Source organism: Pseudoalteromonas sp. SG43-5, assembly GCF_014164345.1.
In the GTDB taxonomy this organism is placed as follows: Bacteria; Pseudomonadota; Gammaproteobacteria; order Enterobacterales; family Alteromonadaceae; genus Pseudoalteromonas; species Pseudoalteromonas distincta.
Window position 1 is genome coordinate 15,247 of the sequence record NZ_JACJFA010000011.1, and the last position, 20,075, is coordinate 35,321.

The window sequence follows — 20,075 nt, forward strand, 5'->3', positions numbered from 1 at the left end:
TTAATGCTTAAAAATAACCGCGAATGCCTAGCGCAAAGCTACGCCCTGGACGTGGTGCTATATCTTTTACAAACGAGCTGTGCACGCGTGCTTCTGTATCTGTTAAGTTAGTGCCTCGTAGGTACACAGACATATCTTGGTTTAATACTGAAAGGTCATAAGAGATGCTTGCATCAACCAATGTGTAACCGCCTGTGGCTGTTTCTTGTGGGGCTGTGCGGTCTTGCTTTTGATAGCGAGTAACGTGAATATGCGCACTTAATTTATCTGTTTGATAGCTTAACTCGCTACCAAAACGAAGCGGTGGTGTACGGGGTAAATCGCCGCCGTCTTTAAGGCGTGCACGCACGTAATCAGAGAATAAATCTACTTTAAATTCATCGGTTAATTGCCACGCAATTTGCGCTTCAAAACCGTGTAAAATTACGTCGTCTGTTTTAAATAAATAAACAGGTAGCTCTGATGAATGGTCGTGTTCGTCAGCGCCTTCTTCTTCATCGCCATGGTCGTGTCCACTTTCGGCGTATAAACCAGTGTCTATTTGGTAATAGTAGTTATCTACTTGGTTGTAAAAGGCATTTAAAATAAAGCCAACATCGCCTTGAGTTTTACGTAGGGTTAAATCGATATTATTGGCTGTTTCCAGATCTATTGCTTGATCAGATAAACCTAAATGTCCATCGTCATCTAAATCGGATAGTGCGCCTACTTCGTAGGTGCCAGTACCAATATGCGGCCCAAACGATAACAACTCAGAGGCAGAGGGCGCACGTTCAGAGCGCGATACAGAAAGTCCTAAATTATAGTTAGATGTAAAATCCCATACTACCCCTGCCGATAAACTGATTGGCGTAAATTCATGCTCTACGTCAAATACGCGAGTGGTTTCTGCGCTTTCTTCGTGGTCGTGATCATGCTCTTCGGTTTCTCCTTCTTCATCATGTGCGTGAGCGTGAGCGTTAATATTTGGCAGTAATACGTCGCCTGCTTTAATTGTTACACGCTCAATACGCCCACCTAACTGCACTAAAAAATCCCCAAAGTGCCTTTCTTCCATTAACGCTACAGCAAAGCTTTCGGTCTCTGATGGAGGAGTAAAGGCCTCTTCACCTTGTGCTTCAACATCGCTTTGCTTGTAATGAAAGCTAATACCGCCATTCCATTCGTTAAATTGGTTATGCAGTAGGTCTATGCGTAATTCGTTTGTTTCGTTTTTAAATGTGGTGCCTACAGCGCCACCTTCAATTTCAGCGTGTTCGTAGTCGGTATGGCCAGCGCGGAGATTTATTTTGTTTAGCCATTTATTATCTAGGTTGTACTCACCTAATAATTGCACTTTAGTTTGCTCTAAATCAGCAAATACGCTTTCTTCTTCGTCGCTGTGTTCTTCCTCTTCTTCCTCGCCGTGCGTATGGCCTGGAATACCGTATTGACGATTAAATTGCTCTACTGCTAAGCCAATAAAGCCGTTATCCATTAAATAGCTAGCGCCAACAGTAAAACCATCAGACTCTTCATTACTGTTTTCAACTTTGTAATCGCCACTATGGCCTTCACCGTCGTTATCTATAGCTGCGGCTACAGGTACCTCGTAGTCATCAGCTTCACGCCAAAAAGCATCGGCATAAAATGCCACCGAGTCTGTGCCAGTGGTGGCATTAAACGAGGCCACTTTTTGGTTATCAACAGAGTTATGTTCTACGTTCCACTCGCCGCGTGTTGTACTGTCGGTTGGTACGCGGTTATCTACCACATTTACTACGCCACCAATTGCGCCACTGCCATAAAACAGTGTTGCTGGGCCGCGTAAAACTTCAATTTGTTGTGCGGTAGACGCCTCCGATGCAACAGAGTGATCGGGGCCAACGCGAGATACATCACTGACATCAAGGCCATTTTGAGTAATGAGTACACGCGGGCCGCTTAAGCCACGAATAATAGGTGTGCTGGCTACTTTTCCGTGAAAATTTGTATTAACGCCTGGGAGTTTTTCAAGGCTATCGCCAAGGGTTGCGGCTTGTTGGCGCCTTAGTTGTTCGCCAGATAAAACACTAACAGGCGATGCAGATTCCATTGCCGACATATGAATAGGGGTTGCTTCAATATCAATAACTTCAATAGGTGAGCGCTTTAAATTAAACGTAACTGATTGGTTTTCATCATTCGTTATTGTTATATCGCGATGAAGGTGAGCATAGCCAGGGGCTACAACATGTAGCTCTTTTAAGCCATTTTTTAGCTCGGTTATTACAAATTTACCGTTTTTATCGGTGGCTACTTTAAGATCTGAGCCTTCAACTTCTATCGTTGCATTGGTAACTACTTTACCTTTGTTGTTTAAAACAACGCCTTCAATTGTGGATGCCAGCACACTAGCCGGCAATAAAGCTGCTATGAGAACAGCTAATTGTGATCTACGTTTCATTTGACTACTTTGGTGGATGTTATATTATATCAATTATGTGGGAAATGTTATAATGTATCAATAGCAATTAACTGTTGTTACTAAAATGTCTCTTTAAAAGTAACGTTTTGAGTGGAGACACTGATTTAGTAGAGGAAATAATGAAGTTGAGTCAAAGTGTTATGGATCGTATGGCAATTGGGTTATCGGTAATGTGCACAGTACATTGTTTTGCAACCCCGGTTATTTTAGCGTTATTACCAAGCTTTGCCGTATTGCAAATAGATAGTGAACAATTTCATTTATGGATTCTTGCAGCGGTATTACCCACCAGTTTACTGGCATTAAGCTTAGGCTGTAAAAAGCATAAGCTTAAACGTTATATGGCCTGCGGCGTTATTGGGCTGTCTTTTATGATATGTGCGGTATTGCTAGGACATGAGGTCGCCGAAAAAGCGTTTACTTTAATTGGGTCGGCCTTTATTGCTGTAGCTCATTGGTTTAATTACCAACAATGCCTTAAACAAAATGACGATAACTGCCCGTGTTCAAGCGCTGAATCTGATCAGATAGCTTAGTGTTATCAGTGCTACAAACAGCTAACATGTAGCACTGCCTTTCAATATTTAACTTTGTTTTTTAATAGCCTAAAGCTAAAAGTGAGTTAAAGTAGTCATTCAATATCGATTATTACGCTTGGCTTAGGTTAATTAATATAAATGAATACTGCTTTAAAATACTTGCTGTTACTCTGCGCTTTAATGTGTTTTAAATTAAGCGCAAATACCCCGTACCAAATCCCTAGAAGTAGTGTTATTGAGTTAACTGAGCCTGCTACTAAACGGGTATACCCTGTTTTTATTCAGCTCCCTAAGTCATATAAAAAGCAGCCTGAAAAAATATATCCGGTTATTTATTTAACCGATGCACCGTATACGTTTCCTATTGTGGCGGGTGCTACACTGTTTCCTATGAATAGCGGCAATATGCAGGAGGCTATTATTGTGGCCATTAGCTACGAAAAAGGCTCCAGAGGGTCTAATAGCCGAATTAGAGACTACACCCCAAACAAGGCTCAAAGCTGGAAAAAACAAACCGGTAACGCGCAAAACCATGCGCTGTTTTTAAAAAATACTGTACTGCCATTTATACAAAGTAACTACCGAGCAAGTAGCACACAAAAAACTTATATAGGTAATTCTTTAGGCGGTTTATTTGGCGTGACTATTTTATTTACGATGCCTGATTTATTTAACAATTATATAATTGGCAGCCCATCAGTTTGGTTTAATAACAATGCGATTTTAGCGCTACAAGCACATAAGCCTAAAGTGCCTACAAAGGTTTATATATCGGTAGGGGCAAAGGAAACGCCAAGCTTTGGTGAAGGGCAAAATATGGTGGCAGGGGCAAAGCTATTAACGCAAAAAATTAATGCACTTAGCAGTGACAATATTGAATTAAAAAGCGTTGTTATTGAAGGGGCGAGCCATGCAACCGCATTTCCTACTACAGCAATACAAGGGCTTGATTGGGTGTTGGGAATGACACCAATCGACTTAAATATTTAATCATTCTAACGTGCTAAATAGAGCGCTAACAGCGTTATAAATTTCTCATGTAGAACAGCTACATGTCGATATTTATGCCTTGTTATCACGCTATTTATCTGTCGCTATAAATGCCTAATAACTTAACACGATTGGTGTAGCCAATAAGCCCTAAAAAGCACTAAAAGCTTAGGCGCTTTCAAGTTTCTTTTTCCAGTTTACCAGCACTTCAATAAACTCAGGGCCTATACCACAGCAGCCACCAATAATGCTTGCGCCCTGGCTGTGCCATTTTTTAGCAAAGTCTAGATATTCTGAAGGTGAAATATCGCGATACGCTTGTGAGCCTTCGTTGGCTTTGTAATCGCGTGCTATAGGTGTAAAGCCATTAGCAAACGCCCCTAAAACAACACTTTTATTTTGCTTGGCTAATACTGCGTTGGTATCGCTAAAGGCTTGATCTATAACTTCAGGTATTGAGCAGTTAAAGAAAATACCAGCAACATTTTGTTGAAGCAAAGCCGTTACTGCGTCACTTACCAGCTCACCAGAGCGAAGTGTCGCTTGCTCAGTTACTTCGTCACTTAGGGTAAATGCGTAATAACATGGCTTAGTTGAGCCTTTAAGTACGCTTGCCATTACTTGTGCTTCTTCAATACTCGATATTGTTTCGCCAAGCCAGAGGTCTACATGGAGATTTTGTGCATTGTATAAGGTATTTAAAATAGTAAAAGCACGTTTACTTTCAAATAAATCGGGGCGATATGAACCAAATGCAGGGGGTAATGACCCTGCAACTAATACACTTTGTTTAGCATTTTGAGCTACTTCTTTAGCAATAAGCGCCGCTTGCTCTGCGAGTAACGCGCCTTGGCTTTCGTAGCGTTCTTCACCTAAATGAAAGGGCACACAGGCATAACTGTTAACCGTAATTATTTCAGCGCCTGCATCTATAAAGCCTTGATGAGCTCGTGCTACAAAGTGTGGGGCTTCTATTAGTGCTTGTGCACTCCAAAGTGGCTGTGAGAACGGTGCGCCAATGCGCTTAAGTTCACGTCCCATGCCGCCATCTAAAATTGTTACCTTTTTCACTTATGGACTTCTATATGTCTAAATAATATGGCGCTATTCAAACATATTTTTTAAAAAATCATAATGAAACTTCATCAGGTTGGGCATGAAAAAAGCTCAACCTATTAAAAAGGCACAAAAAAAGCGACTACCCAATATGGTGTCGCTTTTTTAGTAAGTAGTATTAGCTTACTTATAAAAGGCTTCAACAGTGCCTTTTCTTGTAAGTAAAAGTGGTTGTCCGCGACGATCAAGGCCTTTTGGAGATGCAAACTTTATCCAACCTTCGCTGATGCAGTATTCTTCAACATCAAAACGCTCTTTGCCGTTGAACGTGATACCAATATCGTGTTCAAAAACTTCTTCCACATGATGTGGGCTACGTGGATTAATAGAAAGGCGATCTGGTAAAGCAGGTTTTGCGGTAGTGTCGTTCATGGTCATATTCTATATTGAATGAAGTATGCGCTATTGTAGGCAATACAAAGCTTTCGCTCAAGAGAGATAGTAGTAAATGTGTTTAAAAATGCACTAATTAATGAGTTGCGGATACAAATGAGATGGCGCTTGGAAAATATGTATAGAAGGGGATTTTGACGATATTTGACTAAAAATTATATAGATAAGTATATTAATGGGCTATTGCTAACCCATTAAATTGTGTAGCAGTTAGATGCTAACAATGTTCTCGGCTTGTGGGCCTTTTTGACCTTGAGTAACAGTAAACTGTACACGTTGGCCTTCAGCTAAAGTTTTAAAACCGTCGCCAGAGATCGCGCTGAAATGTGCGAACACGTCTGCGCCAGATTCTTGCTCGATAAAACCAAAACCTTTTGCTTCGTTAAACCATTTTACTGAACCAGTAGTTGTATTAGACATAATATGTATCCTAAAAAATTAATATAAGTGTGCCTGAAAAGAGGCGATTGAGCCGGAAAAAATAGTTAACTTGAGGATATCGCGTGGGATTATTACTAAAACAACTCGGTACTAACAAATAAAACAAAACTTCTTTCAAACTAGTATTCAAAATGGGTTATTGCTAACCCATTTTAACGAAAGCAATTAGATGCTAACGATGTTTTCTGCTTGTGGACCTTTTTGACCTTGTGTAACAGTAAACTGTACACGTTGGCCTTCAGCTAGAGTTTTAAAACCGTCGCCAGAGATTGCGCTGAAATGTGCGAAAACATCAGGACCAGATTCTTGCTCGATGAAACCAAAACCTTTTGCTTCGTTGAAAAATTTAACTGTACCAGTTGTAGTTGTAGACATAATAGTATCCTAAGGATTAATAAAAGTGCGCCTTAAATTAGGCAATTTAACAGGAAGAAAACATACATTTAACTGAGGATAACGCGAAGGATTATTACTAAAACAACGTGGTACTTACAAATAAATAGGGTTTTCTGTCAACCCGATGCGAGGCAGGATAACAGTAAATTAAAGTATATACCAAGCCCTATTGTAAATTTATTTTAGAGTAAGTACTTTATTTGTTTGTTGTTTTTTTAACTAATTAGTTATGATTAAGATGATATTTTATACTTTTAAAATAAAGGTAAGCTTTGTTTAATCAATACGTTAAGCCTGTTTTTGTGCGTAGTTTTAAAGTAGGCAAAATACAGCTTTTAATTGGTTAAAACATGACCTAATTACCTACTAATTTTTTTTGAGATATACCCTAAATAATGTAATTCTTTAGCTCCAAATTACAAATCCAAGTATTAATAACGCAATCCAAAGTGTTTCAGCCACAATTAAAATAATGGGTTTCATACCTACTTCGGTTAGTTTTCCTAAATTAGTTTTCATACCTATGGCTGAAATAGCAGCAATTAAAAAGAACTGCGAAAGTTCGTTAGCGGTTTCAAGTACTATTGTAGGAACTGAAAAGCAGCTATTTATTACCATAAGTATTACAAAGCCAATTAAAAACCCAGGTACTTTAGGTAACTCTCCGTGTTTTTCTTTATTTGAGTGATTAATAACAACCATCATAATAAGTACAACGGGTAGTAGCATTGCAACACGTACTAGCTTAGTTAGAGTTGCTATATCGCCTGTCTCGGGTGATACCGAATAACCTGCACCCACTACCTGGGCTACATCATGTATTGTGCCACCTAAAAATACGCCTGCATTATGGGCGTCAAACTCAAGATAATTAACCACGATAGGGTAGAGGATCATAGCGATAGTCGACATAGCTGTTACGCCAATAACGGTTAATAGGGTATCGCGTTCTTTATGCTCGCTGTTTGGCATAATAGACGAGATAGCCAGCGCAGCAGACGCTCCACAAATAGCAACCGAGCCACCTGTTAGTGCACCAAAGCGTTTTTGTAAGCCAAATACGCGCGCTAGCACTACACCTAAAATAATAGTGGTAAATATGGCGCCCGCTAACATAAGTGCTGTTTGCCAACCCAGTGTTACTAAATCTCCCAGCGCTATGCGTGTGCCTAGCAGTACTATACCTACACGCAAAACCGTGGTGCCGGTAAAATCGATACCTTTGGCGCAAGGGCTATCGCTTTGATACAAAAATGAGACTGCCATACCCAGTAACAAAGCAAACAACATGGCTGGCGCGCCGTAATGCTCACTCAAAAATAAGGCGGCAAGGCCAGTCATTGCAGCAATGCTGGCGCCTTGCCATAAAGGTGATATTTTACTGCTTAATTTACCACTTAAACGCTGCATTACGCTTTTGCTGCGGTAAGTGCTACTAATACTTGGCGCTTACGTTCACCTGTAAAAGGGCGACGACCATGCATAGCCATTTCGTTATCAACTAAAGCAACGTCACCGTCTTGCCATGCAAGATCAAAGGTAAATACTTTAGAAAGCTCAACAATTTTATCAAGTCCTGCTTTAGGAATGGCACTACCATCACCAAAGGTAATGGCAATTGATGGGTTATCGCGTACACCTTTCCAGCCCATGTAAGCGGCAATCAGTTGGTTATAAAAAACCTGTACATTGTTTTCAAGAGTTACTACAGCAGGCAGCACCGGTGTAACGGCCTTTAGTGAGCCGTCTTCAAGCCATTCCCACTCGTAACCAAGTTCGGTTAATTTATTATGTGCTTCGTCTTTGGTTTCTACACTTAGCGTACTTTTCCAGCTGCGACCTTGGCCTGATGTTGCATCGTCAGCGGCTGGCATATAGGTGGTATATTTTAGGCCTTTGTGTTCAAAATCATGGGCAAGTTTACTATCGTATTCTTTTAATGCGCTAAATAACTTATCTGATCGGCAAAGAGGTGTTGCACCACCTTCTTCTGCGGCCGATTTACAAAAGAAGAATAACTTACTGGGCGAAATAGGCGTTTGCGCCATTTCGTGATGTAAGTATATTTCTACATCTTTTGGCGCTTCGTTGGCTGTAAATACACGCTCGGTAAAATTAATACGTACCGCGTTAGACAGAGACTCTTTATAAGTAAAATTGTCGTAATCAAACCCTGCTGAAAAAGTATCAAAGGTTTCGGCGCTATTTACCGGGAAGCCACGAAACAGCACAGCACCTGAGCTGCGAAGCTTTGTAGCCAATTCACTTTTATTCGCGCGAATGAAAGCTACCGCTTCTTCAACGGTGCTGGCGTTATTGCTATTAACCACAATGCACGGAAAAACCGAATCATCGAATGTTAATTGAGTTGGCACTGAGGCGTAGTTAATTTCGGTAGCTGACATTGTATGTTCCTAATCGTAAATTGGGTGAAAACGGTTAAAGGCAGCTTCACAAAAGTGCCCAGGGTCGTTAAATCGGCGATTACTGTTAAGCGCAGAAATTTGCGCCATTTCTTGCTCTGTTAATTCAAAATCAAACAGTGCGAGATTTTCTTTCATGCGTTCAAGTTTTGAAGTTTTTGGAATAATGGCAGTGCCGCGTTGCACGCCCCAACGAAGAACTACTTGTGCTGGCGTTTTGCCATGATTGTGTGCGGCCGCTTTAACAACGCTTTGCTCAAGAACTGATTCAGTTTTATCAGCCATTTCTAGCTCAAGGTATGAAAGCGCACCCAGTGGTGAAAACGCAGTAACCGGAATATCGTACTGCTTAGCTAATCTTACTAATCGCTCTTGCGTTAAATAAGGGTGCGACTCAATTTGCAACATAGCGGGTTTGATATTTGCGTAGGTCATTAAATCGTGAAGCAGTGCGCTTGAGTAATTACATACTCCAATGCGTTTAGCTTTGTTGTTATGTACTTGCTCTTCCATTGCTTGCCACGTTAAATATAGCGGCACTTTTGCCAGCTCCATTTGTGGATTTTGCGCGTCTGGGTCAACAAACCACTCTGGTGGATAGCGGGTTTCTATTGGCACAAATGTTTGCGCAATCGGAAAATGAATTAGGTATAAGTCTAGGTAATCTAGCTTTAAATCACTCAGTGTTTTATCAATCGCGAGGCCAACATGCTCTGGTGCATGAAAGGTATTCCACAGTTTTGATGTTACCCATAATTCTTCGCGAGTACATAAACCATCGTTTATTGCTTGGGCTATGCCATCGCCTACTTGTTCTTCGTTACCGTAGTCTGATGCGCAATCAAGATGGCGGTAACCTGCCTTAATGGCTTGGTATACCGTTTGCGCACAATCTTCTTGTGCTACTTTCCATAAACCGAACCCTACTGGAGGGATATTATTTAATGAACTCATTGGGAATTCCTGTTAAAAATGCATAATGACTTTGGTCTTGTATAAGACGTAAGTTATTATACGAATCAAACAGTGTCAATACTGTGTTAACAGCAAAGTAGTAAATGGGTGGGTTAAAAAACCTACAGGCAGCAAAAAGGCAGCGTTTGCTGCCTTTAAAAAATATTTAATTATTATGCGCTAAAGTGAGTTTTTAGCACTAAACACGCTTTTAATTAATCAAGTTCAATTTGATAGTGGTAATGATCGCTACGGCATTTGCTTTGGCGGTATTCAATTAGCTTACCTTCGATTGATTCGGTAATTCGTGATACCAACAGCAGTGGGTCGCCAGCTTTAATAGCAAGCATTTTGGCATCATCAGCTGTAGCAAGTACAGCTTTAATACTGTCTTGGGTTTTGTGTACAGTTTGGTTAAATTTGGTTTGATAGTAATGGTACAATGTATGCGGAATATCACTACTTTGATGTATATCAGGAAAGTAGCTTTGTGGTAGGTATATAGTTTCGCTCATGCAAAATTCGTTATTAAGAATGCGCCTACGAACAAGCTTGGTAACTTTGTCTTTTTTATTGAGTTGTAACGCTTCTATTACTTCAACTGGCGCTGCACAAAGCTCAACCGATAGCAGTTCAGCCTTTGGCAAATCGGCACCTTTACCGTCTGCTTGTAACGGAAAAAACCTAAATAAGGCATCTTGCGCAGTATGCTCTGATACAAACGTACCAACGCCTTGGCGACGAGTTACTATTTTATTGTCGGTTAATAAGTTTAGTGCTTTACGAACTGTACCTTGGCTTACGTTAAATTCTTCAGCAAGGCGAAATTCGCTTGGTAGTGCTTCGCCAGGTACCCAACGTCTTTCAACAATGAGCTGTTTAATATAATCAGCCACTTGTAAGTAAAGTGGTTGAAAAGCCAAGCTTGGGCCACTTAATTTGTGATCAAACATAGAGTTACTCATTATTATTTACCATTAAATTTAATCCACCTGTAGTTATAGCATAGGTGAAACCTTTTACGCATATTTGCGCTAGCTCAATTAAACGTGAACTACTGCTGTAATGTTTAATAGGCGCAAAATATACATTATGCCTAAAAACAAATCGTTACACTACAATAGCTCACCCTTAGGAAATTAAAAGTGCTCAGTATTTCTTTTGAACTCATTTTGCTTATGGCGCTGTGCCTAAGCCTTGCCACTGTAATGCAAACTCTTAGCGGGTTTGGCTTTGGGTTGCTGGTGGTTGCAAGCTTTACGTTGCTTGATGTATTGCCACTTACGGCAACTACATTTTTAGTGAGTTTGCTAGGGTTAGTTAATTCAACAACCGTGGTCGTTAAAAACCGCAGTTCGGTAAAAGTACCCGAGCTAAAACTTATGTTGTATACCGGTATACCGTTAATGCTGATAGGTTTTGTGCTGCTTGAGTTTATGTCGTCGCATTTAACACACTATTTAAACTTTATTTTAGGTGTAAGTATTCTGCTGTGCTGCGCTTTAATGCTGATTGGCCGCGATCGTGCTAATAAACAAAGCCGCCCTCGTTCGTTTTTAATAGCTGGAGGGGTGAGTGGATTACTTGGTGGGTTGTTTTCAACCTCAGGGCCGCCGCTTGTGTTTCAGTGTTATAAACAAAGTTGGTCTATTGAAGCTATTCGCAGTACGTTATTAGCGGTATTTACTATCGGCGGGTTAGTACGTGTAGGTATCGCCTTATTTGGTACTTTGCCGGGGCTCGACATTATGTTTTTAATTGCAGCGGCTATTCCCTTAGTGTTGTTAGTTACGCATTTTGCTCGTAAATTAACGCCTTACGTTGACGCTAAATGGATACGCATTATAGCTATTACGTTACTAGGACTGAGCGGCGTATCGCTGGTGGCTACATCGGCACCTGGCATTTTTTAAAAATTGCGATGTAAATAATTCATCTTGAGTTTATTTACGTTGACATGGGGATTACAATTATTTAACTTGTGTCTTATACAAGACTAATAATTGGTTAAGGAACTCCCATGAATGCATTTGAATTACGTGAGCCAGACTGGAACGCAATAGAACCAGCACGCTTAACCGCACAGCCAAAGTTACAAGGTAATGTGTTGGTTTTGCCCACTCAGTTTGGTGATATTAGCGTAACGATAAGCCAGTTTGGTTTACGTTTAAATACAGGCACCACGCATGACGAGCAGTTTAAAATATTAACCACAACCCCATCAGAATACCCCCTCACACTTAGCAAAAACAATAATGATTACAGTGTAAGTGGTGGCGAATATCGCCTAGAGTTTTACTGCGACCCTTTTCATTTCAAACTTTATAAAAACGATGAGCTAGTGCAGCAATCAGCAACCGATGGCCACTTTGTACGCCAGCATCGTTTACCGCCACTGGCTAAAACTGATAACGGCTGGATACTAAGCTTAGAGCTTAACTATGACGAAGCCGTGTATGGTCTTGGCGAAAAGTGGGGCAAGCTTGATAAACGCGGCCAACTTATTCGTTCATACAACCACGATGCGCTAGGTGTTAACGCCGAAAAGTCTTATAAAAACACCCCGTATGCATGGAGCCCAGAAGGCTGGAACTTATTTGTACATACACCTGCACCGGTAACTCATGGCGTAGGTTACGCACTGTGGTCGCAACGCGCATATGTATGTTTAGTTGAAGATGACGCGCTAGATGTATTTTTATATCAAGAACAAACACCTGCTCAAAGCATTAACCGTTACTGTGAGCTAACAGGTTTTGCACCGGTGCCACCGCAGTGGAGCTTTGGTGTTATTTTATCAAAAGCCTATTACAAAGATGCTGACGAATTACTGAGTGTTGCCCGCGAAGTGCGTGCTAAAAATATGCCGTGCGACGTAATTACTCTTGATGGCCGCGCATGGCAAGACACCGACACCCGCTTTGCATTTGAATGGGACCCAACACGCTACGCCGACCCAAAACCAGTGCTTGATGAACTAAAAGCCATGGATTTTAAAATTTGCGTATGGGAATACCCGATGATCTCGGTAAATAATCCATTATTTGCTAAAGCGGCCGAAAATGGCTGGCTTATAAAAGATAAACGCACCGGTAAAGCGTATCAATACGAGTGGGATTTAAGCCCATTTGGCGAAGTACTTACACCACTACCAGAGTCGGGTATTTTAGATTTTACTCACCCCGACGCTTACGAATACTGGCTCGAATCGCACAAGCCATTGTTTGAGCTGGGCGTAGATATGATAAAAGCAGACTTTGGCGAACAGCTAGAAGACGAAAACATGGTATCGCACAGTGGCGACAGCGGCATAAGATTACACAACGTTTACAGCATGTTGTATAACCGCTGCGTTTTTGAGGCCGCCGAAAAATACTGTAAAACAGGGCCATTTTTGTTTAGCCGTTCAGCATGGACTGGCAGCCAACGTTTTCCTGCACAGTGGGGCGGCGACCCGCAGGCCGATTGGCAAGGTTTAGCAGCGAGTATTCGCGGCAGCTTAGCGTGGGGCATGTCGGGCGGGCCATTTTTTGCAACCGACATTGGCGGTTTTTACAAAGACACTCGCGATGCAGAACTTTACGTGCGCTGGGCGCAAGCGTCGGTATTTAGTGCGCATATGCGCTTACACGGTATTGGTCCTCGCGAACCGTGGTCTTACACCGAGCAAGCAAGTGATGCGGTATTTGCAGCGCTTAAATTGCGCTACCAACTTATTCCTTATTTAGAGCAAAGTGCCATACAAGCACAGCAAACTGGCTTGCCAATTCAGCGTGCAATGGTTTTAGCATTTCCTGATGATGTGCTAGCGCATAGTTTTGATCAGCAATTTATGTGCGGTGAAAAATTGTTAGTAGTGCCTTGTGTCGTACCAAACGGTAAAGTGAAGTTTTATTTACCACAAGGCAACTGGATTCGCTTTCCTGATAAACAATCTTACGAAGGTGGTAAGTACTACGAGCACACACTCGCACTTGAAGAAATGGCAGTATTTGTACGCGAAGGCGACAGCCTAATGCTTGGCCCAGAGGTTCAACACACAGAACAAGACATGAGCCAATTAACAGCATGGCCTAAATAAATCTCGGCTTAATAAAAAACACACACTACACACATACAACACACAATAATAAAGATATTAGCTTACTTTTTACCGAGTAAAGTAAGCTAAAAGGGGCGCAAGATGGAAGGTATGAACATTACCATGACACTGCTATCGTGCTTGGCGTTTATGGCGCTGGTGGGATATATCTCGTACCAAAAAACCAAAGGGGAAGTTAACACCCAAGATGGCTACTTTTTAGCGGGTCGTGGGTTAACAGGTACATTTATAGCAGGGTCAATGATCCTCACTAACTTATCGGCCGAGCAACTAATTGGCCTTAATGGCTCAGCCTATGGTTACAACCTAAGCTCAATGGCGTGGGAAGTAACCGCAGGAGTATCAACCATTATTATGGCGTTGATCTTTTTGCCTCGTTATCTAGCGGGCGCGTTTTCTACCTTACCTGAATTTTTACGGGATCGTTTTGACGATACCGTACGACGCATGACGGTGATCTTATTTATGGTAGGGTATTGTTTTATAACGATCCCTTCTGTTTTGTACTCAGGATCAATAGCCGTACTTAGACTTTTTGATGTACCCACCTTATTAAATATGAGCTACCAATCAAGCCTAATTGTGACCATTATTACAGTGGGCTCAGTTGGGGCTATTTATGCTGTATTTGGTGGTTTAAAGGCGGTTGCGGTATCAGATACTATTAATGGTGTTGGGTTACTTATCATTGGTATTTTAGTGCCAACACTGGGCTTAATTGCATTGGGTGATGGTAGTTTTTCAGAAGGGTTAAGCACCCTAGTAAACACCGACACAGAAAAGCTCAATGCTATTGGTAGTAGCGATGATCCCGTGCCATTTGGCACTATTTTTACAGGGATGATCTTAGCTAATTTGTTTTATTGGGGCACTAATCAGTATGTGATCCAGCGTACATTGGGCGCTAAAAACTTAGTTGAAGGTCAAAAAGGGGTGTTGTTTTCAGGGTACTTTAAAGTGCTAGTACCGTTTATGATGATGATCCCTGGCGTTATTGCTTACCATCTTTATAAACACGAAAGCCTGCCAACTATCGATTTAGCTTACCCACATTTGGTAAAAGAAGTGCTTCCACAGTATTTATCTGGCTTCTTTTTGGCCGTATTGCTAGGTGCTGTATTTAGCTCATTTAATTCATTGCTCAACAGCGCGGCGACCTTATTTTGCTTAGATGTTTATAAGCCAATGAAAAAAAATAAGGTAACAGACAGCCAACTTATAAAAGTAGCCAAAATTACTAGTATTGTTATTGCCATATTGTCGTTTATAACTGCGCCATTATTGATGTTCGCACCTGAAGGTTTATGGCACATAATTCGTGTGTTTACAGGATTTTACAACATTCCGGTCATCACAATTGTATTGGTAGGTTTGTTTACTCGAAAAGTGCCTGCACTGGGCGCTAAAGTCGCGATTATATTCCATATTATTGCCTACACCTTGCTTAAATTTGTATGGGATGTAGACATTAACTTTATTCATATTTACGCCATTTTGTTCTTAATTGAATTGGTGATAATGCTGGGTATTGGTTACTACAAACCACTTAAAACACCATGGCAATTTACACGCAAAGCTGAGGTAGACCTTAACCCTTGGAAATACGCATTACCTTGCGCAATTGTATTAGTAAGCTTGATTGTTAGCTTATATATATTATTTTCGCCACTCGGATTGGTTGGTGGAACCAGTGTGTACTTTGTACCAAGTTTAGCTGCTGTATGGTCTACAGCCTTAGTGCTTAGCTGGTGGAGTGTACGTCGTTGGCAGGTTAGTTACGAAAATAGCTTAGCGCGTATTGGTGCTAAAAACGCCGCATAACCTGCGGCTATATTCTGTATACCAAACTTAAATCACATTTAATTCACATAATGTTTGCATTAATAAGATAGTTTGTTTAAATTTAAAGCTCTTATATAAGATATAAGAGCTTTAAGGAAAGTACCACACACTGACACCGTTTTATTAGCAACACACACAATTGCTAGCGCGGTACCACACAGCACACACGCACAATATGGAGAATGACATGAGAGCTAAAAAGTCCGTCTTAAGCTTGGCAGTCACGTTAGCAATGACAACCGGTTTAGCATTAAGCGCGCAGGTACATGCGCAGCAAGAGCAAACCGAACAAGAACAACAAAAAACAGAAACAGCTAAAAACGATACGTTTGAAAAAATAGTCGTTACTTCACAAAAAAGAACGCAAAGTTTAAACGAAGTACCTGTTGCGGTATCGGTACTTAATAGCGATCAAATTAATTCAGCTTTTGCTAATAACATGGAAGGCTTACAGTCACTTGTCCCTTCAGTTAGCTTTAGAAAAGGCACCACAACCCGTAACTCAGCGCTAACAGTGCGCGGTATTGGTACTATTTCATTTAGTATTGCTGCCGAGCCAAGTGTAGCAACTGTTGTTGATGGCGTGGTGCTTGGCCGCTCGGGTCAAGCATTTGCCGATTTATACGACGTAGACCGCATTGAAGTATTACGCGGGCCACAAGGTACATTGTTTGGTAAAAACGCCTCAGCAGGTGTGGTAAACATAACAACAAAAGATCCCTCGTACGACACAACAGGCAGCGTAGAAACCTCGTTTTATCAAGATAACGAATACCGTTTTAAAGGCGTTATAAGCGGCGGTTTAACCGACGACCTAGCGGCAAGCCTAACGGTATTTAAAGGTAAATTTGACGGTTACATTGATAACGTTTACAACAACGAAAAAGTAAACGGTTACGACCGTGAAGGTGCACGTGCTGTATTTAAATACGAGCCAGAGGATGACTTAAGCGTAAAATTTATTGCTGAATTTTATAACGCTGACGATGATTGTTGTGCCGACTTAGAAGCACTACCAAGTGGCCGTAATCCAGATTCAAAATCAGTACCAAATAGTAACGGTATTGTTGATGGCGTAGCCGATATTGATTTAGACCAACGCAGCGTTGATCACGATTACGAGTCGCGCACAATTGACGAACATAGCGCGTTTTCAGTACAAGTTGATAAAACAATTGGCGACTATACATATACTTCAATTACAGCGCAGCGTTCGTGGGATAACACAGAGTACCGTGAAGGCGACTTTACCTCTATTGCTGGCGACAGCAGCGAGCCGGTATTTGACGCGCCGTTTCAATTACACGATTTAGGTGCACAGCAATGGGATCAGTTTTCGCAAGAATTTAGAGTTACATCAAACCTAGCTGGGCCATTTAACTATGTTGCTGGTTTATTTTATTGGAACATGGATTCACAACGTAATTTTACTCGTGATGCTAGTTGTCAAAATAATGGTGGCCAGCTTGATAGCGCAATGGCTTTTTACGCGCAAAATAACTTATCGGGCGCTGAACTTGATACAGCGCTTGCTGATTTAGAAGGTTACACACAAGGCCTAGGCGTTAGCTGTAACGCAAACGATATTGTATCGGCCACTGCTTTTATGAGCACAGAATTTAATAACTGGGCCGCTTTTGCCGATGGTACTTACGATTTATCTGAAGATTTACGCGTATTATTTGGTATTCGTTACACCGACGATGAAGTGTCTTACACGCATCGCCGTGTAAGTAATGATGTATATGGCCGCACCGGTGTAGGCGTGCGCCCAGCAACACTTAATACAGATGATGAAGGTAAAGCCGAAGAAACCAACGTATCGGGTCGTTTAGGTATGCAATACGATTTAGGCGATGGCCAAATGGTATACGGCACTTACTCGCAAGGTTACAAAGGCCCTGGTTTTAATATTTATTATAATTTTAACCCAGAAACCGATAGTCGCGAAATAGCACCTGAAGAGTCTGACGCTTATGAAATAGGCTACAAATACGCAAGTCGCGAATTTGTATTTAACATGGCGTTTTTCAGAACCGAAATTGAAGGCTTTCAAGCTAACAACTTTGACTGTTCAGACGGCACTTGTATTACGCGCTTAACCAATGCGGGTGATGTAAGTACGCAAGGTGTTGAAGTTGACTTTATGTGGGCTGCAACAGAGTCGCTAACGCTTACCGGTGGTGTTGCTTACATTAAAGCTGAAATTGACGAGTTTAATTGTCCGGCAGAGGTAGCCGCAGGTTCATGTACTGACCGCTCAGGTTTAGATGTACCATTTTCGCCAGATTTAAAATACTCACTAACGGCTGACTACTTTATTGAAACCGACCATGGCTTTAACGTACATATAAATGGCTCTTACATTTATACCGACGAGCAATACTCAGACCTACCAGACAACGTAGGCGAATTTAACCCAGCCGCTTTGTTACCAGATTACGGTATTTTAAATGCAAGTGTGGGTTTATCGTTTAAAGATGACGCGTTTAGAGTGTCGCTTATTGCTAAAAACTTAACCGATGAAAGCTACGCAACTACCTACAGTGGCGATAACTTCCGTTACCAAATACCACGTGATGCTGAGCGCTACTTTGGAGTATCGTTTAAAGCACGTTTTTAATATTTAAATAATTCTCTTAATAATTTCCCTACAAGCGCAACGTTTTACACGTTGCGTTTTTTTTGTGACTTATCTTTGTAATAGTTTAGTCATTTTACTTTCATTAAAATTACCTTTATCAGTCACATCTGTTTTCTATAGTGCAGCGGTTGATCTTTTTTGTGTTTACACATTTCAAAAAAATAACCACTAAACAATGGGAATTACGGATGAAAATTAAAAAAGTCGCTGCGGCAATCGCGCTAACGTTTACGTTTAGCGCAGTGAGCCATGCTGATGTACTACCGCAAAGCCAAACAGACAGCAGCTGGTATAGCGCTGCGCAAACTAAACTAACAACAAAAACAACACAAGCGCAGGCTACACAAGCCACTAAAGCTAAAAACGTTATTTTATTTGTGGGCGATGGCATGGGTATATCTACTCTTACTGCCGCGCGCATTTTACAAGGGCAGCGTAATAACCAATCTGGCGAAGAAGGTTATTTAAGCTTTGAAGAGTTCCCATACTCTGCACAAGTTAAAACGTATAACGTAGATGCTCAAACGCCCGATTCAGCAGGCACGATGACGGCTATTATTTCGGGTGTAAAAACCGATGTGGGCGTTATTGGTGTAGATGAAGATATTGAACGCGGCGTATGTTCAACAGTGGCAGGTAACGAGCTACTTACCGCGACCGAATTGGCTGAAATTAAAGGGCTATCTACCGGTATTATTTCTACAGCACGTATTACTCATGCAACGCCTGCTGCCACGTATGCTAAATCGGCTGACCGTAACTGGGAAGATGTATCAGATATGCCTGAAGATGCTGTAACGGGTGGCTGTGAAGACATTGCATCGCAACTGGTTAACTTTGAAAAAAACCTAGAAGCACGATTTGTAGGTACCGACGTAGACGGTCTGGATTTTGTAATGGGTGGCGGTCGTCGTCACTTTTTACCAAAAGACGAAACAGCTAACTCAACAGACGCGGTAAGCGCTATAGAAGGCGACCGTACTGACGAGCGCAACTTAGTAACTGAGTGGCAAACACAATACCCAGATGCTACGTACGTGATGGATCAAACAGGCTTTGATGCAATAGCAGACGACGCCACTAAAGTATTTGGTTTATTTAACGAATCCCACATGCAATACGAAGCTGACCGCGCAAACGATGTAGCGGGCGAGCCTTCGCTTACCGATATGACCACTAAAGCAATTGAAGTGCTTGGTAAAAACGATAACGGATTTTTCTTAACGGTTGAGTCGGGAAGAATTGACCACGCGCACCACGCAGGTAATGCATACAACGCGCTTAACGACACCATTGAGTTTGCTAAAGCCGTGCAAGCAGCGGTAGATAACACTAATCCTGAAGAAACCCTTATTTTAGTAACCGCCGATCACAGCCATGTATTTACTATTGCAGGCTACCCTAAGCGTGGCAATCCAATTTTGGGTCAAGTAGTTGCAGTAGGCGAAACGACACCAAGCCTAGCTGCCGACGATATGCCGTACACCACCGTAGGTTACGCAAATGGTTTAGGTTTTAGAAACTTGGGCAGTGAGACTGATGCGGATGCAAGTTACACAAGTGCTGCTGTTGCAGGGCGTGTTGAGCTAAATGGCGTTGATACAACAACCCCAGGTTTTCACCAAGAAGCAACAGTACCAATGGGCTCAGAAACACACGCGGGTGAAGATATTTCACTGCATGCAAAAGGTCCAGGTGCTCAGCTAGCACAAGGCGTAATTGAACAAAACGTAGTGTTTCATCTAATTAATCAAGCTCTTGAACTAACTCAGCAATAATGGCGGCTAAC

At 41.6% G+C, this 20,075-nt stretch carries 16 protein-coding genes; 7 read left to right on the top strand and 9 right to left on the bottom strand.

The annotated features are described in order from the left end of the window. Window positions 1–7 precede the first annotated feature (7 nt). Window positions 8–2,425, bottom strand: coding sequence for a TonB-dependent receptor (locus H5161_RS12465; RefSeq protein ID WP_182769427.1), 2,418 nt, complete (start codon window positions 2,423–2,425; stop codon window positions 8–10). A gap of 140 nt (window positions 2,426–2,565) precedes the next feature. Here H5161_RS12465 and H5161_RS12470 point away from each other — a divergent pair, with 140 nt between their 5' ends. Together H5161_RS12470 and H5161_RS12475 are read left to right on the top strand one after the other, a co-directional pair. Further along, window positions 2,566–2,982 (top strand): MerC domain-containing protein, encoded by a 417-nt coding sequence (locus H5161_RS12470; RefSeq protein WP_182769474.1) that lies wholly within the window; start codon window positions 2,566–2,568, stop codon window positions 2,980–2,982. 141 nt (window positions 2,983–3,123) lie between these two features. Further along, window positions 3,124–3,975 carry an alpha/beta hydrolase gene (locus tag H5161_RS12475; RefSeq protein ID WP_182769428.1) on the top strand — a complete coding sequence of 284 codons (852 nt, stop codon included), beginning with the start codon at window positions 3,124–3,126 and terminating at the stop codon, window positions 3,973–3,975. Between the two features lie 168 nt (window positions 3,976–4,143). Here H5161_RS12475 and H5161_RS12480 read toward each other — a convergent pair whose 3' ends face one another. The 8 genes from H5161_RS12480 to H5161_RS12515 form a co-directional block, all read right to left on the bottom strand. After that, entirely contained in the window at window positions 4,144–5,046 is a 903-nt protein-coding gene (locus tag H5161_RS12480; RefSeq protein ID WP_182769429.1) for a homocysteine S-methyltransferase family protein, read from the bottom strand. A gap of 168 nt (window positions 5,047–5,214) precedes the next feature. Beyond that, complete coding sequence (locus H5161_RS12485; protein ID WP_002963088.1) at window positions 5,215–5,463, bottom strand: DUF3297 family protein; 249 nt, start codon at window positions 5,461–5,463, stop codon at window positions 5,215–5,217. A 231-nt stretch (window positions 5,464–5,694) separates the two neighbouring features. After that, window positions 5,695–5,904 carry a cold-shock protein gene (locus H5161_RS12490; protein ID WP_007580429.1) on the bottom strand — a complete coding sequence of 70 codons (210 nt, stop codon included), beginning with the start codon at window positions 5,902–5,904 and terminating at the stop codon, window positions 5,695–5,697. 186 nt (window positions 5,905–6,090) lie between these two features. Beyond that, the gene (locus H5161_RS12495; RefSeq protein ID WP_024595869.1) at window positions 6,091–6,300 is read right to left on the bottom strand and encodes a cold-shock protein; all 210 of its coding nucleotides are present in this window, start codon (window positions 6,298–6,300) and stop codon (window positions 6,091–6,093) included. A 426-nt stretch (window positions 6,301–6,726) separates the two neighbouring features. Further along, the gene (locus tag H5161_RS12500) at window positions 6,727–7,731 is read right to left on the bottom strand and encodes a YeiH family protein (protein WP_182716672.1); all 1,005 of its coding nucleotides are present in this window, start codon (window positions 7,729–7,731) and stop codon (window positions 6,727–6,729) included. Further along, window positions 7,731–8,726: a TauD/TfdA family dioxygenase gene (locus H5161_RS12505; RefSeq protein WP_182696072.1), complete on the bottom strand. Its 996-nt coding sequence runs from the start codon at window positions 8,724–8,726 to the stop codon at window positions 7,731–7,733. Before H5161_RS12505 ends, H5161_RS12500 begins: the two co-directional genes overlap by 1 nt. Window positions 8,727–8,735: 9 nt before the next feature. Beyond that, window positions 8,736–9,698, bottom strand: a complete 963-nt coding sequence (locus tag H5161_RS12510) for an aldo/keto reductase (RefSeq protein ID WP_076925524.1) — start codon at window positions 9,696–9,698, stop codon at window positions 8,736–8,738. Between the two features lie 215 nt (window positions 9,699–9,913). Beyond that, entirely contained in the window at window positions 9,914–10,663 is a 750-nt protein-coding gene (locus H5161_RS12515; protein ID WP_024595865.1) for a GntR family transcriptional regulator, read from the bottom strand. Window positions 10,664–10,843: 180 nt separating this feature from the next. Between H5161_RS12515 and H5161_RS12520 the strand changes: the two genes are divergently transcribed. The 5 genes from H5161_RS12520 to H5161_RS12540 all read left to right on the top strand — a co-directional run bounded on the left by H5161_RS12520 (window position 10,844) and on the right by H5161_RS12540 (window position 20,064). After that, complete coding sequence (locus tag H5161_RS12520) at window positions 10,844–11,611, top strand: sulfite exporter TauE/SafE family protein (RefSeq protein WP_024595864.1); 768 nt, start codon at window positions 10,844–10,846, stop codon at window positions 11,609–11,611. 107 nt (window positions 11,612–11,718) lie between these two features. Further along, window positions 11,719–13,779 (top strand): alpha-xylosidase, encoded by a 2,061-nt coding sequence (locus H5161_RS12525; RefSeq protein ID WP_182769430.1) that lies wholly within the window; start codon window positions 11,719–11,721, stop codon window positions 13,777–13,779. Window positions 13,780–13,881: 102 nt separating this feature from the next. Next, window positions 13,882–15,621, top strand: a complete 1,740-nt coding sequence (locus H5161_RS12530; protein ID WP_024594848.1) for a solute:sodium symporter family transporter — start codon at window positions 13,882–13,884, stop codon at window positions 15,619–15,621. 208 nt (window positions 15,622–15,829) lie between these two features. Next, window positions 15,830–18,265 carry a TonB-dependent receptor gene (locus H5161_RS12535; protein ID WP_182769431.1) on the top strand — a complete coding sequence of 812 codons (2,436 nt, stop codon included), beginning with the start codon at window positions 15,830–15,832 and terminating at the stop codon, window positions 18,263–18,265. A gap of 209 nt (window positions 18,266–18,474) precedes the next feature. Next, window positions 18,475–20,064, top strand: a complete 1,590-nt coding sequence (locus H5161_RS12540; RefSeq protein ID WP_182769432.1) for an alkaline phosphatase — start codon at window positions 18,475–18,477, stop codon at window positions 20,062–20,064. The last annotated feature ends 11 nt before the right edge of the window (window positions 20,065–20,075 follow it).

Excerpts from the sequence above, each read along its gene's own strand:
- H5161_RS12465 (WP_182769427.1), bottom strand. The coding sequence starts at position 2,425 with ATGAAACGTAGATCACAATTAGCTGTTCTCATAGCAGCTTTATTGCCG.
- H5161_RS12515 (WP_024595865.1), bottom strand. The coding sequence starts at position 10,663 with ATGAGTAACTCTATGTTTGATCACAAATTAAGTGGCCCAAGCTTGGCT.
- H5161_RS12535 (WP_182769431.1), top strand. The coding sequence starts at position 15,830 with ATGAGAGCTAAAAAGTCCGTCTTAAGCTTGGCAGTCACGTTAGCAATG.
- H5161_RS12525 (WP_182769430.1), top strand. The coding sequence starts at position 11,719 with ATGAATGCATTTGAATTACGTGAGCCAGACTGGAACGCAATAGAACCA.
- H5161_RS12485 (WP_002963088.1), bottom strand. The coding sequence starts at position 5,463 with ATGAACGACACTACCGCAAAACCTGCTTTACCAGATCGCCTTTCTATT.
- H5161_RS12470 (WP_182769474.1), top strand. The coding sequence starts at position 2,566 with ATGAAGTTGAGTCAAAGTGTTATGGATCGTATGGCAATTGGGTTATCG.
- H5161_RS12490 (WP_007580429.1), bottom strand. The coding sequence starts at position 5,904 with ATGTCTAATACAACTACTGGTTCAGTAAAATGGTTTAACGAAGCAAAA.
- H5161_RS12530 (WP_024594848.1), top strand. The coding sequence starts at position 13,882 with ATGGAAGGTATGAACATTACCATGACACTGCTATCGTGCTTGGCGTTT.
- H5161_RS12495 (WP_024595869.1), bottom strand. The coding sequence starts at position 6,300 with ATGTCTACAACTACAACTGGTACAGTTAAATTTTTCAACGAAGCAAAA.
- H5161_RS12505 (WP_182696072.1), bottom strand. The coding sequence starts at position 8,726 with ATGTCAGCTACCGAAATTAACTACGCCTCAGTGCCAACTCAATTAACA.
- H5161_RS12510 (WP_076925524.1), bottom strand. The coding sequence starts at position 9,698 with ATGAGTTCATTAAATAATATCCCTCCAGTAGGGTTCGGTTTATGGAAA.
- H5161_RS12500 (WP_182716672.1), bottom strand. The coding sequence starts at position 7,731 with ATGCAGCGTTTAAGTGGTAAATTAAGCAGTAAAATATCACCTTTATGG.
- H5161_RS12540 (WP_182769432.1), top strand. The coding sequence starts at position 18,475 with ATGAAAATTAAAAAAGTCGCTGCGGCAATCGCGCTAACGTTTACGTTT.
- H5161_RS12475 (WP_182769428.1), top strand. The coding sequence starts at position 3,124 with ATGAATACTGCTTTAAAATACTTGCTGTTACTCTGCGCTTTAATGTGT.